This is a genomic window from Spongiibacter sp., from assembly GCF_041602295.1.
GTDB lineage: Bacteria > Pseudomonadota > Gammaproteobacteria > Pseudomonadales > Spongiibacteraceae > Spongiibacter.
Genome location: NZ_JBFIGO010000080.1, coordinates 1 through 13,767, shown reverse-complemented (window position 1 = coordinate 13,767; position 13,767 = coordinate 1). Strand labels below are relative to the sequence as shown.

Below are 13,767 nucleotides of genomic sequence, written 5' to 3'. Positions count from 1 at the left end.
TTGGGGCCAAAGCCAACAAACAGCTGGGGGATGTCGGCGTCCAGCCAGTCAGCCATATGCAAATATGGAAAGCTTCCCAGCGCGCCGTCATAGCCCATCACTCGCTCGCCGCGCCACAGCTTCTTCATCATCTCGCTGAAGTCGCGCAGCTGGGCGTTGTTGATCTTGGGAATGCCCCACAGCTCTTGGCGAATGCCCACGCCGCGGGCGAGGCCCAGGGCAAAGCGGCCATTAGACAGGTGGTGGGCGGAGCTGGCCATGGCGGCGGTGCTCATGACATGGCGGGTGTTGATATTGGTGGCGGCGGTGCCGATGTGGATGCGCTCGGTAACGGCGGCAGCCGCGCCGACACTGACGCCGGCGTCTTTAACATCGAAGCGCTCGGAGATCCAGGCAGAGCCCAGGCCCAGTTGCTCGGCGGCGCGCACTTCGCCAATCAATTCGGCGGGCTGACGGCTGTGACCGGGCAGCAGATAGCAGCCCAGTTCCGGGTAGCTCGATGTGGGCATGGCATTGTCCTCGTTGCGGGCTTAATTTTCTAACACCGTTAATTTAATAGATAGTAGTTTATTAACATTGTTAAATAAGTCAATATTTGCCGCTCAAATTTTAGGCATTGTCAGATCCTATGTGCGCTAGCTCCGCGACCAAAACACGGCTCGGCCGCCCCAGTGCGACCAGTCATCAGGCCATTCTCGACGCTGCCCGCGAGCTGCTGCTCAGCGAGGGCGAACGCGCCTTGAGCATGCGCCGTATCGCCCAGCAGCTGGGGGTGACGCCGCCCAGCCTCTATGGCTACTTCGCCAATAAGGAACAGCTGCTGACTGCCCTGGCTGAGCAGCTGTACGACGGCTTTAGCGAGGGGCTGGACTGTTCCCGGCCCTGGCCGCAGGTGCTGGAGCAGTGGCTGAACAATTGGCGCAAGCGCCTGTCGGCGGCGCCTGAGTCTTTGTTTCTGGTCGGTATGATGGCCACCACCCCTAGGGGCTTGCGCGAATTAGAGGCGGTGGCCGAGTTGCTGCGGCCGGTGCTGGGCAGTGATGAGCAGGCGGTGTGCCAGGCCCAGTCGCTGTGGTGGACGGTATTGAGTTTTTGCAGTTTCGAGCAGGATGCCTGTCGGCCGGCGGTGCTCAAGCATTTGAAAAAGGCGCTGCCGCGCGGCGAGCGGGCGAGCTGGGTGCAGGGGCACTTGGCGGTGGAGAGTTACGAGCAGATGTGGCGGGCCACGGTGGCGCGCAATATTGCCGGCCTGCAAACGCTGGCCGGCACCGGCGCGTCGACTTAGACCTGCTGGCTGGCCAGGTATTCCTCGTAACTGCCCTGGAAGTCGTGCAGCTGCTGGTCTTTGATTTCCACCACGCGGGTCGCCAGCGAAGACACGAACTCGCGGTCGTGGCTGGCGAAAATCAGCGTGCCCTCGAAATGCTCCAGCGCCAGGTTGAGGGCCTCAATGGCTTCCATGTCCAGGTGGTTAGTGGGCTCGTCCATGATCAGCACATTGCAGTCCATCATCATTAACTTGCCGAACAACAGACGGTTTTTCTCGCCCCCTGAGCAGACCTTGACCTGCTTTTTAAAGTCGTCGGAGGAGAACAGCAGGCGGCCGAGGGTGGCGCGCACAATCTGGTCGTCGTGACTGGGCTTTTGCCACTGGGCCATCCAGTCGAACAGGTTGAGTTCGTTGTCGAAATCGTTGCTGCTGTCCTGCGGGCAGTAGCCCAGTGTGGCATTTTCCGCCCACTTCACATTGCCTTCATTGGCCTGCAGTTCTTTCATCAGGCAGCGCAGCAGGGTGGTTTTGCCGGCGCCGTTTTCGCCGATCACCGCCAGTCGACTGCCGGCCTCGAGGATCATCTGGCCATTGCGAAACAGCGGCTCGTCAAAGCCGTGGCCAAGGCTCTCCAGTGTCAGTGCCTGGCGGTGGAGCTTTTTGTCTTGTTTAAAGCGGATATAGGGCGAGACCCGGCTGGACGCCTTGATCTCGTCGAGCTGGATTTTGCTGATCTGCTTGGCCCGCGAGGTGGCCTGCTTGGCCTTGGAAGCATTAGCGGAGAAGCGGCTGACAAATTGCTGCAGCTCGGCGATCTGGGCGGATTTCTTCGCGTTTTGCGACTGCAGGCGCTCGCGGGCAGCGGTGGCCGCCGTCATGAAGTCGTCGTAGTTACCGGGGTAGACGCGCAGCTCACCGTAGTCGATGTCCGCCATATGGGTGCACACCGCGTTCAAAAAGTGGCGATCGTGAGAAATGATCACCATGGTGCTTTTGCGCTCGTTAAGCAGCTCTTCCAACCAGCGAATGGTATTGATGTCGAGGTTGTTAGTGGGCTCGTCCAGCAGCAAAATATCCGGATCGGAGAACAGGGCCTGGGCGAGTAGTACCCGCAGTTTCCAACCCGGTGCGACTTCGCTCATTGGACCAAAGTGCAGCGCTTGCTCAATGCCGGCGCCCAGCAATATTTCACCGGCGCGGCTCTCGGCGCTGTAGCCGTCCATTTCCATAAAGCGGGTTTCCAGCTCCGCCACTTTCATGCCGTCTTCTTCCGACATTTCCGCCAGCGCGTAGATGCGATCGCGCTCTTGCTTGACCTCCCACAGCTCGCTGTGACCCATGATGACAGTGTCGATCACCGAGTACTGCTCAAAGGCGAATTGGTCCTGATGGAGCTTGCCAATGCGCTCGTTGGGGTCGAGCGAGACATTGCCCGAGGTCGGCTTTAGGCTGCCGTCGAGAATTTTCATAAAGGTCGACTTGCCGCAGCCATTGGCACCGATCAGGCCGTAGCGGTTGCCGTTGCCGAACTTCACTGAGATGTTTTCAAACAGCGGCTTGGCACCAAATTGCATGGTGATATTTGCGGTAGAGATCAACAGAGTATCCTGAGCCTGCGCGTGGCAGTGCGTAAATCGATGAGCGGGGAGGCGCGCACTATAAGGGTTTAGCGTCTCGCCGTCGATGCTTGTGGTAAATAATGCCGCGCTGACAGGGCTTGCAAATACATGCAGATACATGTATGTTGTTGTCAAAATCCTTGCCCGTGGGGGTGATTATGGCGGCAAAAATACTGGTGTCTCTAGGGGTGGTGGTTTACGCGCTGGTGGTCCCACTGCTGGAAATTAACGCTTCGCATGTGTTCAACAGCGATTGGCCCCCCCACGCGCGCCTGCACGAAGTTTGGCAGTTGACGACCAACTGTGCGCTGGGCGTATTGAGCTTGTGGCTGGTGTGGCGGCGTAATGATATTCGCCTGGCCAGCGTGTTGGGCATTATCGTGATGGGCGCGGTGCTGTTTGCACATATGCTCGAGGACTACTACGGTGGCTCGCTGTTGTCGGGCAATATTGAAAGGACAATACTGGGTATTAATTTAGTGGCGCTTACGGCGGCTGTGGTGGTCTTTATGGCGCTGTTGGCGCTCGCTTTGGATGCCTTCCAGGGGCCGGCGAAGAGAGCAGAGCAATGAGCAAGGGGCGCGAAGTGAACGTGTTAGACGCGAGGGTGAAGGGAGTAGCGCCTTGTTTTAACTTGAAATTGCGCCAGGCCAGTCGGGTGCTGACCAAGTGCTACGACGACCAGCTGCGCGAACTGGGCATTACGGTGACGCAGTTTTCGATTCTCCGTTCCCTGTGGTATCTCAAGCGCTGTTCGCAAAAGCAGTTACAGGAAATACTGGTGCTGCAGCAGACGACTTTGACGCGCAATCTCAAGCCGCTGCTCAAGGCGGGATATATTACAACCTGTGCCGACCCTCAGGATCGGCGGGTGAGCTTGGTGTCGCTCAGTGACAACGGTCGCGAGCTGTTTGAGCGAGCGGAAACGCTTTGGGCACAAACGCAGCGGGAGATTGCCGGGCGCCTGGGCGAGGACTTGAGCCGGCAGCTGCTGGCGGTGACAGAGGCGATAGTGGCGCTCAGGTAGTGGCCTGGGCGGGGTGTGGTGGGCCGCGGGGCCCATTATTTTTCAGTAAATACATGTATATACATTAAATGTGTGTCGGGCAGGAGGTTACAGTGATGGAGCAGAGTCACAGCGGCGGTTGGACGCTATGGGGTGTCCGTCATCCCTATTGGACGGTGGTGTTGGCGGTCTTGTTGATGGCGGGCTTGGCGGCGGGTGTGGGCCGGGTGTACAAGGACACCCGCGCCGATGCGTTTTTGTCGGCGGACAATCCCGCATTGACCTACAAAAACAAGGTGAAGGAAATCTTTGGTCTCAGTGACCCCCTGGTCATCGCCATAGAGGACCACCGCGACGGTGGCATTTATCAGTCGGACACCCTGGCGCTGGTCGCGGGGCTGACTGAGGCGGTGAATGCCCTCGAGTGGGTTGACGAGGCGCGCACCATCAGTTTGGCAACGGAGAAGAACATCCGCGGCAATGACGAGGGCATGGTGGTCGAGCCCTTTCTGGAGGTTTTTGAGCGGGGCGGTGCGCGGGCTTTGCGCGCTGCAATCGCCGAATTTCCGCTGTACCAGGGCCTGCTGGTGTCGCGCGACGATGCGATGACGGTGATTGTCGTCGAGTTTTATGAAGACAGCATGGCCGAGCCTGCCTACCGGGCGATTGTCGAGCTGGTCGAGCGCTTTAATGATATCGATCAGCTGGACATCCATGTCGCTGGCGAGGGGGCCGTACTGGGCTTTCTCGGACACTATATTGACCGCGACGCCAGCCGGCTCAATCCGCTGGCAGGGCTGATTATTACCGTGATGCTTGTCGTTGCCTTTCGGCGACTTGCGCCGGCGTTAATGGGCAATGTGGTGATTGCGGCAACGGTGTTAATGACCGTGGGTTTCATGGCCTACTGCGGCGTGCCGTTCTTTGTGATCACCAACGCGATGCCGGTGATTCTGATTGGTATGGCGGTGGCGGATTCGATTCATATTTTCAGCCACTACTACGAGGCGCAGTTGCACCACCCAGAGTGGACGCCGCGCCAGTGTATCGCCGCCAGTGTCGGGGAAATGTTTCGCCCGGTGACGCTGACCACCCTCACCACCATGTCGGGCTTTCTCGGCCTGTGGGCCTCGGCCTATATGCCGCCGTTTGAATATTTTGGCTTGTTTACAGCCTTTGGTGTAGCGGTGGCCTGGCTGTATTCGGTGTTTGTGTTGCCGGCGATGATCGCGATTTTCCAGCCGCGCGTCAGCCCAGGGTGGCTGCGTCTGCAGCAGCGTCAAAGCGCCGATTTATTTAGTCGCGCGATGGCGCAGCTGGGGCGCCTTGCATTGTATCGACCGGCACTGACGGTGACGGCCTTTGCCGCGCTGGCGATTTTTGGCGCCTTGCAGGCCAGTCAGTTGCGGGTCAATGAAAATCGCATTAATACCTTTCACAAGAGCGAGGCGATATACCGGGCAGACCGCGCCATTAATCGGCATTTGGACGGCAGCAACACCCTGGATATTGTCGTGACGACAGCGCAGGCCGAGGGCGTTTTTGTATTGCCCTTGCTGCGTCGCATGGAGGCGCTACAGCGCTACGCCGAGTCGTTGCCCCATGTGAACGGTTCGGCGTCGGTGGTCGATTATTTGAAACAAATGCACAAGTCGCTCAACGAGGGGCGGCCTGAATACTACCGCTTGCCTGAGGACGGCGCACTGATACCGCAGTATTTTCTGTTGTATGACACCAGTGCTGACCCCAGCGATTTTGAGGAGGAGGTCGATTACGATTATCGGCTTGCCAATATTCGCCTGAATTTAGACACCGCTGATTTTGCCGCGACTCGGCCAGTGATCGAGGCCCTGCAGCAGTATATCGATGCCGAGTTCAACAGCGAGCTGGGCAGTGCGGCGCTCAGTGGTCGGGTGAATGTCAATTACCACTGGATTAAAGATATCGGCGTCAGTCATTTTGTCGGTGTCGGCATTTCCCTGCTGTGTGTGCTGCTGGTGTCGGCGTTGTTGTTCCGCTCTTTTGTGGCCGGCCTGCTTGCGGTGGCGCCGGTACTGTGCTCGATCTTGACGGTCTACGCGGCGATGGCGGTGCTGAATATTGACTTGGGCATCGGCACCTCTATGTTTGCCTCTGTGGCAATTGGCCTGGGTATCGACTTTGCCATTCACACTCTCGATAGGATCAAAAGCCTATACCAGGACGGCTATGAGGATTTGAGCGAGCTATTCAGTGCCTTGCTGGGATCCACCGGCCGCGCGTTGTTGTTTAACTATTTGGCGATCGCCTTTGGCTTTGGCGTGTTGATCAGCTCCAAGGTCGTGCCCCTCACTAACTTTGGCACGATTGTGGTGTTGTCGGTGACGATCAGCTTTGTTGCCGCAATGACCTTGTTGCCGGCCCTGGTGTGGTTGCTGCGTCCGAGGTTTTTGTTTGGCGCCGCAGACGCTGAACGCCCCGGTCTCAGTGCCACGGCAACCCTAACGCCGCTGCTGTTGGCCGCGACCCTGGCTGTTGCCGGCCTGTACGCGCCGCGCCTGATTGCCGAGGAGGCGCTGCCGGCAGGCGACTGGGTGGTCGCCCAGATCAACGCGGTGGACGACGGCGAGCAGCAGACCAGTGAGCTGCATATGCTGCTGCGCGACCGCCGTGGCAAGGAGCGTCAGCGGGAGGCGCTGAGTTATCGCCGCTATTTCGGCGAAGACAAAAAGACGGTGTTTTTCTACCGCAGTCCAGCCAATGTTCGCGACACGGCATTTTTGACTTACGACTATCGGGATGTCGCTGTCGATGACGATCAGTGGCTATACCTGCCGGCGCTGCGCAAGGTGCGCCGCATCTCTGCTGCGGATCGCGGTGACTACTTCATGGGCACCGATTTAAGTTACGAAGATATTAAGCAAAATGGGCGCTTTGACCTCGGCGATTATCATTTTCGCAGCATTGGTCGCGGTGAATGGGAGGTCGACGGTCAGCGCCGGCCGATGTTGGAGGTCGAGGCGCTGCCGCGAAGTGCAGAGATTGCTCAAGAGTTGGGCTATGGCCGCCTGCACTTTAAAGTCGATAGTGAGCGCTGGATCGTTACCGATATCGAGTTTTGGGATCCCAAGGGGCGACAGCTGAAAAGCTACCGCGCTAGAGATATCCGTCAGGTTGACGGCATCTGGACACGCCATCGCCTGGAGGTTCAGCATCATATCAACGGCCACTACACGGCCTTCACCTTTAGCAATGTCGATTACCGCAGCGCGGTGCCCGAGCGCCTGTTTACCACCAGTGCTTTGCGGCGGGGCTTGTAAGATGCGTAGCCTAATCGCATTGGCGGCGCTGCTGGCCAGCGGCGCCCTGGCTGAGTCCTGGCAGTGGCAGCTCGACAGCGAACTGGCCTATAGCCCCGAGGCGGTGGAGTCGGTGAGCAAGGCTGAAATGCGCCTGCGCGGTGACTGGGCAATGGCGCTGAGTGATGACGTCGCGCTGACACTGATGCCTGAACTGCGCTGGGATGCCGCCGACCGGCTGCGTCGCCGTGACCAACGGCCGGTCAGCGACGGCGCATTGAACGGCGCGGTTTGGCAAAATCGCCACGCTGAGCTGCGTGTGCGTGAGGCCTATCTCGACGTCAATCTGTCGTCGTTGGAAGTTCGCCTGGGGAAACAGCAGGTGGTGTGGGGGCAGGCCGATGGCTTGCGTTTGCTGGATGTGATTAACCCCCAGCAGTTGCGGGAATTCAACCTGCCCACCTTCGAAGACTCGCGCATTGCCACTTGGATGATCAATGCGGAATTGCCGCTGGGTGACGACGGCCGCCTGCAGTGGCTGGTGATACCCGATATCACCGTGAACGAGCAGGCCGACGCCGGCACCGAGTTTGCGATTAGTAGCCCGGAGTTGCGCCCGACATTGCCGCAGGGGCAGCCAGTGCGTGCGCAGCCGCTGAGGCGCCCCGATCGCAGTGAAGTGGAGATAGGGCTGCGTTACAGCCACTTTGTCGGCGGCTGGGATCTGAGTGCCAATTACTTTCATTTTTATCACGACAATCCGGTGCTGTACCGCCGCCAGCCACAGGGCGAGATCGTGTTGCAGCCGCGCCTGGAACGCGGTGAGTTGCTGGGTGGCAGTGCCAGCACGGCAATGGGTAACTGGGTGTTGCGTGCCGAGGCGGTTTATCAGCAGCGCGTCTACCTATTGCGCGATGACCTGCAGGACGGCGGTGTCACCGTCAGCGGTGAGCTGAAGGCCTTGCTGGGCTTGGATTACTACGGCTGGCGAGACAGCCATCTTAGTTATCAGCTTTTTTATAGCCGTTTAAGTGATACTGATCGCGCGGTAGTGCGTCGCCGCAACAGCCTGCGCCACACGCTGAGCATTAAGCGCTTTTTTTACAACGATACTGTGGAATTGCAGGTGTTTGCCTTGCTCAATGTCGATCACCGCGACGGCGAGTTGCGCACTAAGCTCAGTTACCAGTTCAGTGATCAGTGGCGCTGGTGGCTGGGCGTGGACCACTTTTTTGGCCGCCGCAGCGGTCCTTTTGGGCAGTTCCACGATGCCCGCCGGGCGGTCGTTGGTTGGCAGTACGCTTTTTAGCCCAGTCGCTTAAGCCTGCAGTGGCTGGGCCAGTATCCACAGTCCGGCGCCGGTAAACAGCAGCATGAGTAGCAACATCGGCAGTTGGCTCAATGCCGCGCGGCGCGGGTTGTTAAAGCTGCGCAATGCCTCCCTATGGGCGAGATAGACGCTGGCGACGTGACCGATCAGGATCAGCCACACCTGGCTGTCCCAGATAATGCCCATATCCAGCAGTATCGGCACGCGGCCGGTGATGGCGTTGCCGAACAGATTCCAGCCCCAGCCGAAGGGGTCGGAGAGCAATGCGCGTATTTTGATACCGTCGCTAAACAGCAGACTGTAGTAGTGGGTGATGTGGTAGACCAGTGCGATGGGCAGCAGGCTGTAGCCAAAGCGCAGTGCCAGCTCGCGCAGGCTGAGTGCGCTGCCCACCAATTGTTTGCCCAGCCACAGGAACAGCAAAAATAGCCCCAGATAGATCAGTGGCGACATCAGCAGCCACAGCACTTCGTAGGCGATGTACCAGGGGCGCAGCTCGATATAGGCGTGCAGCGGGTGTTTGCCCAGCAGCGGGCTGAGCACACCGAAGGGGTCTGCCCAAAACAGATTGAACCACAGGCTGGTTTCGCGCAGGCCGTCAAAGGCGGTGGACGACAGCATAAACAGTAAAAAAATCAGCAGGCTGGGGTGTTCAACGCGTTGATTTAGCAGGCCGCTAAAGGGCCAGCGCAGCTGCCACTGGCCGTTGTCGTTATCGCGCTGCAGCGGCGCCATCATCGCCATCAGCCGAAACATCACTGCGAACAATTCGCCGTAGTGAAACCAGGCGCGGGCGCCCCACAGGAAGGTGGCCAGCAGATTGATCGCGCTGTAGATCAGCAGCCATACCGACAGGGACAAGGGGCGGATATCGGCAAACAGTTCCAGGCTGATAAAGCCCATATACAGGGCCAGCGCCGGCCAATAGGCAAGCGCTTGGGGATAGCTGAAGCGGCCGCGGCAAAAGCCGGCGTGCAGGGTGTCCACGCCTTGGCACAACAGCTGCCAGGGGTTGAGCGCGGCGTACCAGTTGCCGAGCAGGGCGCTGGCATAACTGGCGCCCAGGGCAAAGACAATCCAAAAGAAGGTCATATTGAAGTTGCGGTAGCTGTCCTGACTGCCGAGCAGGCCGCTGGCGATGGCCAGGCCGAAGCCGGCCAGCATCAGGCCCTGCAGCAAGGGCTTGAGCAGCCGTGTGCAGTGCGGCGGGGAAAAACTCCACGCGGGCGGGGGCTGATGGCTGCGTTCGGCGCGCAGCAGCCAGGCCAGTACCACAAAAGACAATAACAGTGCCGCCATGGCCCCGTAGATATACATCCAGTAGGGCATGGGCAGCTGATAGGGGCGGCCAAAGGAGTGGGCGCAGAGCGTGCCCGGTAGCAGGCTGGTCAGTATGACCAGCAGGCGCGGAGGACTCACTGGCGGGGATAGACCTCGAGGGTGGCGAGCTGCAATTCGTTGCCGTGCAGCTCCAGGGCGTGGCGACCGCCGAGTTCAGCGCTGAATTCCAGCACCGCCGTTTGGCCGGCGCTGAGTTCCAGATGTTTTTCGTAGCCGTGGACGTGCATGGCGTCGTCGTGGTTGCTCAGCACCTCAAAACGCAGTTGATCGCCGCGGTAGGCGATCAACTTTTCTGGCCCCTGATACTGGCCATCGATAATGCTCAGCCGGTACAGCCGCTGCTGCGGCCCGTCACTTTGGGTGGCGGGTTTTAGCAGCAGCCACAGTCCGCAGAGAATCAGTACGCTGAGAAAAACCAGTAAGCCCTGTCGCATAGCGGCGCCCTCGGCTATTGGTCGTTGGCGCTGTAATAGGCGCGCTCCCACATCTGCACATAATCCTCGGCGGAGTTGTACAGGGCTTCCAGGGCTTCGCGCCCGCCTTCCAGACGCACTTCTTCAACAAAGTCGGCCACCAGACCGTAGTGGGCCATGCCGACTTCGTCGATATGCCAGAATTTACCACTTTCGGGAATCTGCAGCAGGTCGACTTTTAGCGGTGCAATACCCTTGAACATCGGCCCCCAGTCATCGCCGCTGAACAGCGTGAAGGGGTAGTTCACCGGCGTCGCATCGCCGCCGCGCGGGCCGCTGTGGCCGCCAAAGCCATTGGCGTCGGCGCCATAGCCCAGCGCGAGCACGCGCTCCTCGCCAACGCCGGCTTCGTTGCGCCAGAACTTGAGTTTTTCAATGAACGCGGTGTGGTCGCCGCCGTGGCCCTTATAGGGGTAAATGGTGCCGCCGGCTTTGAGCATGCGCACCGCCTGGTCGCTGGTGAGGCCACCGTGGGCATTGTGCGACGAGGCCATTGGATAGGCGGGGCTGCGCTTTTCCGCCTCGTCGAGCATGATGTCCTTGCTGTGGTAGGCGGCGTGATCGATGTCGATCACCATGCCTCTATCCATCAGCGCATTGAGGGCGTATTTGCCCAGATCCGTCACGTCGCGGGCGTTGCAGCGGCGACCGGGCGGGTAGAGGGGCAGGGTGCCGCCACCGGCGGCGAAGAAGGCCTGGCTGAGCGGGTCGTCGCCGCTGCCGGGGATGGCGGTGGCCATCTCGGCGCCGGGCTGGCGGACCATCGGCTTGTCAGCGTCGTATTCGCGGCACTCGGTGGTTTTCCAGAACGCGCCGGTGTCCATGAAGTTGAGCATGTTCATCACGTCGCCGGAGAAAATGCCGGCACCGCCCAGCGAGCTGTCGATGTCGTGGTAGGGATAGACGTGGCGCACCCCCATGTCCCACAGCCGCTGGATTTCCGCGTCGATCTGCGCCTGGTCGCAGCGGCGCTGTTCCTGGCCGCCGGGCAGCATGGTCACGCCGCAGTCAAAGACCTGGGCGACTTCCACGCCCAGTACCACGGCGAGTTTGCCGTCATTGGCCACTTCGCGGGCTTCTGCCGGGCTTTTAACAATGCGGTACCAGCCCTTGCCGGGGCCGCCGTGCTGGGCGTCGACATAGTCCTGTACCTCGTAGAGGTATTGGACCTGTTTAACGGCAACGCTCATGTCCTCGCAGTCGGCGTCGGGGCGCAGGGCGTTGATCTGGCCAACCCGGCACAGCGCGGCGATATTGGTGCCGTGGTTGACCATCAGGCGCAGGCCGGCCTTCCAGGCGCGCTCTACCCATTTGTAATACATCACTTGGTGGGTAAGGTAGTCGCGGCGTGGCCAGTCAACAAAGCTGGGCCAGCCCTGGGTGTCGTGATTATCGGTGGGATTGGCGCTGATGACGTTGTTACCGTCGCGGATGCCGTTGGGGCCGTGAAAATCTGCGCAGTCTTTCAGTGCGTGGCTAACGCCAAAGCGGTGAACCACCTCGCCGTATAAAGCGCCGCCAGCCGAGGGGCCAACGTCACCGGCCAGCGACATTTCGCTGCTCATGCCCATATGGGTATGCACATCGGCAAAACCGACAATGGCTTGGTCAACGCCACGGCCCTTATAGGTCGCATCGGCAATGCCGGTGGGCATTTCCGGGTAGTCGCTGCAGTCTTGTGCCGGCACAAAGCGGAACTGGCTAGCGGCGCCGCTGGCATCGCCGGTGCTCAGCTGGCCGTCGCTGTCGACGATCAGGGTTTGGCCGTTGTGGCTTTGCAGACTGAAGGTTTTGCTGCTCGCATCGCGCGCTACGGTCCAGATGGCATTGTCGCTGGCTTCGGTCGCGGCAATCACCGCGCCGCCGTTTTCGCTGACGAGTCGCTGGTCACGGCTCTGCAAGAGGTAGCGGCCCAAGCCTGCGGCTTGCATGAAAAAGCCCTCCGCACTGTTTTTGCTGGCGCCGATGCGCAGGCTGTCACCGTCGATCAGCGCGTATTGCTGGGTGGCGCTGGATTGCAGTGCGTAGCAGCCATTGGCCATGGCAAAACGGGTTTGCGGCGCACCCTGAACACCGGCGTCGCTGTGGCTGCTGGTTGAGGATGAGCTCGAACCGCCGCAGGCGGACAGCAGGGCTGCGGTGGTGAGAAATAGAGCTGAGAGCTGGGCCTTCATAGTCGTACCTAATTGTTATCGTGGTTAGCCTTCCTGGCGTGCAGCGCCCCACGGGACGCCGTTGGCGATAACTCGCCGGGGCGTTAGTGTGCAATAGTATGTTGTCACTGTCACCAATCTAACAGTAATTTAAAGTTTGTCCGCTCAGCGCCCGCGCAGGGCGGCGGTTTTCATCTCGCTGGCCAGGGGTTCACCGAGGTAGCGGTCGATCAGATAGTGCACCGCGTAGATCACCGGGGTGAGCAGTATCGCCATGGTGAACTTATAGAGGTAGTTGACCACGCCGATCGCCAGCACCAGTGACAGGCCCCAGTCGGCGCCGAGGTAAAAGGCGATAAACAGCACCACAAAGCTGTCGATAAATTGGCTGATTAAGGTCGAGCCGGTGGCGCGCAGCCAGATATAGCGCTCGCCGGTCAGTTGCTTGATGCGGTGAAAGACGGTGACGTCGATGATCTGGCCGATCAAAAAGGCGACCAGGGAGCCGATGATAATCCACAGCCCCTGGCCGAAGACCAGTCGGTAGGCGTAGTCGTAGTCGCCCACTTTGTCGGCAATGGCCTGCTGCTCTGCGGCGGGCAGGGCGGGGTTGATGTGCGACTGCGGCCAAAAATCAGCGGGGCTGAGCTCAATGCCGGCATAGAACATGGCGAAGGCGTAGAGAATTAAACCGGCCGTCAGGTAGGACAGCAGCTGCACCCCGCGGCGGCCGTAATACTCGTTAATCAAATCGGTGAGCACGAAGACAAAGGGCCACAGCAGCACCCCTGCGGTGAGGTTGAACGACAAATTGTCGATGCCGAACAGACTCAGTGACAGCGGCGACAGGCCGAGGGTCTGCTCCAGCGAGAAAATCTTGACGCCAATAAATTCGGCAATCAGGGCATTGGCGACAAAAAAGCCCGCCATGACAATGAAGAGCTTGATAGCTTTGTTATTGATAATATTGTCGATCATTTAAGGCCTGTCGTCGCTGTGGGATTGACCATGCCGGGCCGGGCAGCCAAGCAGGAAATAACATGACAGGAAGCAATAGTGAGAACAAGCCGCCACGGGTACTGATTAGCGGTGCCTCGCAGGGAATCGGTGCAGCGATTGCCCGCCAGTTTAGCCAGGCAAACCCCGCCCTGCGGCTGGCGCTGGTGGCGCGCAATGCGGACAAGTTGGCCGAGGTGGCGGCGCAGTGCGCGGGCGCGGCGGAGGTGGCGGTGTATCCCTGCGATGTCAGCGACGCCGACGCGGTGCAGCGCTTGGCCGGCCAGGTCGGCGAGGTCGA

The 13,767-nt window shown here is 59.7% G+C and carries 12 protein-coding genes; 6 read left to right on the top strand and 6 right to left on the bottom strand.

What is annotated here, in order from left to right:
- A partial coding sequence (locus ABYM29_RS12045; protein ID WP_372865015.1) for an LLM class flavin-dependent oxidoreductase occupies positions 1-509 on the bottom strand: 509 nt, incomplete at its 3' end.
- Between the two features lie 119 nt (positions 510-628).
- Between ABYM29_RS12045 and ABYM29_RS12040 the strand changes: the two genes are divergently transcribed.
- Complete coding sequence (locus ABYM29_RS12040) at positions 629-1,285, top strand: TetR/AcrR family transcriptional regulator (RefSeq protein ID WP_372865014.1); 657 nt, start codon at positions 629-631, stop codon at positions 1,283-1,285.
- Here ABYM29_RS12040 and ABYM29_RS12035 read toward each other — a convergent pair.
- Positions 1,282-2,868 (bottom strand): ABC-F family ATPase, encoded by a 1,587-nt coding sequence (locus ABYM29_RS12035; protein WP_372865013.1) that lies wholly within the window; start codon positions 2,866-2,868, stop codon positions 1,282-1,284. The genes ABYM29_RS12040 and ABYM29_RS12035 overlap by 4 nt on opposite strands.
- Before the next feature lie 143 nt (positions 2,869-3,011).
- On the opposite strand from ABYM29_RS12035, the gene ABYM29_RS12030 reads away from it, so the two are divergent.
- The 4 genes from ABYM29_RS12030 (at position 3,012) to ABYM29_RS12015 (ending at position 8,482) form a co-directional block, all read left to right on the top strand.
- Positions 3,012-3,461, top strand: coding sequence for a hypothetical protein (locus tag ABYM29_RS12030; RefSeq protein WP_372865012.1), 450 nt, complete (start codon positions 3,012-3,014; stop codon positions 3,459-3,461).
- Positions 3,458-3,916: a MarR family winged helix-turn-helix transcriptional regulator gene (locus tag ABYM29_RS12025; protein WP_372865011.1), complete on the top strand. Its 459-nt coding sequence runs from the start codon at positions 3,458-3,460 to the stop codon at positions 3,914-3,916. The genes ABYM29_RS12030 and ABYM29_RS12025 overlap by 4 nt, the downstream gene beginning before the upstream one ends.
- Before the next feature lie 95 nt (positions 3,917-4,011).
- Entirely contained in the window at positions 4,012-7,194 is a 3,183-nt protein-coding gene (locus tag ABYM29_RS12020; protein WP_372865016.1) for an outer membrane lipoprotein-sorting protein, read from the top strand.
- 1 nt (position 7,195) lies between these two features.
- On the top strand, positions 7,196-8,482 hold the full coding sequence (locus ABYM29_RS12015) for a DUF1302 family protein (protein ID WP_372865010.1): 1,287 nt from the start codon (positions 7,196-7,198) through the stop codon (positions 8,480-8,482).
- A gap of 9 nt (positions 8,483-8,491) precedes the next feature.
- On the opposite strand, the gene ABYM29_RS12010 is transcribed toward ABYM29_RS12015, so the two are convergent.
- The 4 genes from ABYM29_RS12010 to ABYM29_RS11995 form a co-directional block, all read right to left on the bottom strand.
- Entirely contained in the window at positions 8,492-9,922 is a 1,431-nt protein-coding gene (locus tag ABYM29_RS12010; RefSeq protein WP_372865009.1) for a hypothetical protein, read from the bottom strand.
- Complete coding sequence (locus tag ABYM29_RS12005; RefSeq protein WP_372865008.1) at positions 9,919-10,278, bottom strand: hypothetical protein; 360 nt, start codon at positions 10,276-10,278, stop codon at positions 9,919-9,921. The genes ABYM29_RS12010 and ABYM29_RS12005 overlap by 4 nt, the downstream gene beginning before the upstream one ends.
- A 14-nt stretch (positions 10,279-10,292) precedes the next feature.
- Positions 10,293-12,491: a peptidase M19 gene (locus ABYM29_RS12000; RefSeq protein WP_372865007.1), complete on the bottom strand. Its 2,199-nt coding sequence runs from the start codon at positions 12,489-12,491 to the stop codon at positions 10,293-10,295.
- 144 nt (positions 12,492-12,635) lie between these two features.
- Entirely contained in the window at positions 12,636-13,448 is an 813-nt protein-coding gene (locus tag ABYM29_RS11995; RefSeq protein WP_372865006.1) for a queuosine precursor transporter, read from the bottom strand.
- Between the two features lie 62 nt (positions 13,449-13,510).
- Here ABYM29_RS11995 and ABYM29_RS11990 point away from each other — a divergent pair.
- Positions 13,511-13,767: SDR family NAD(P)-dependent oxidoreductase (locus ABYM29_RS11990; RefSeq protein WP_372865005.1), on the top strand; the 257-nt coding region annotated here is incomplete at its 3' end.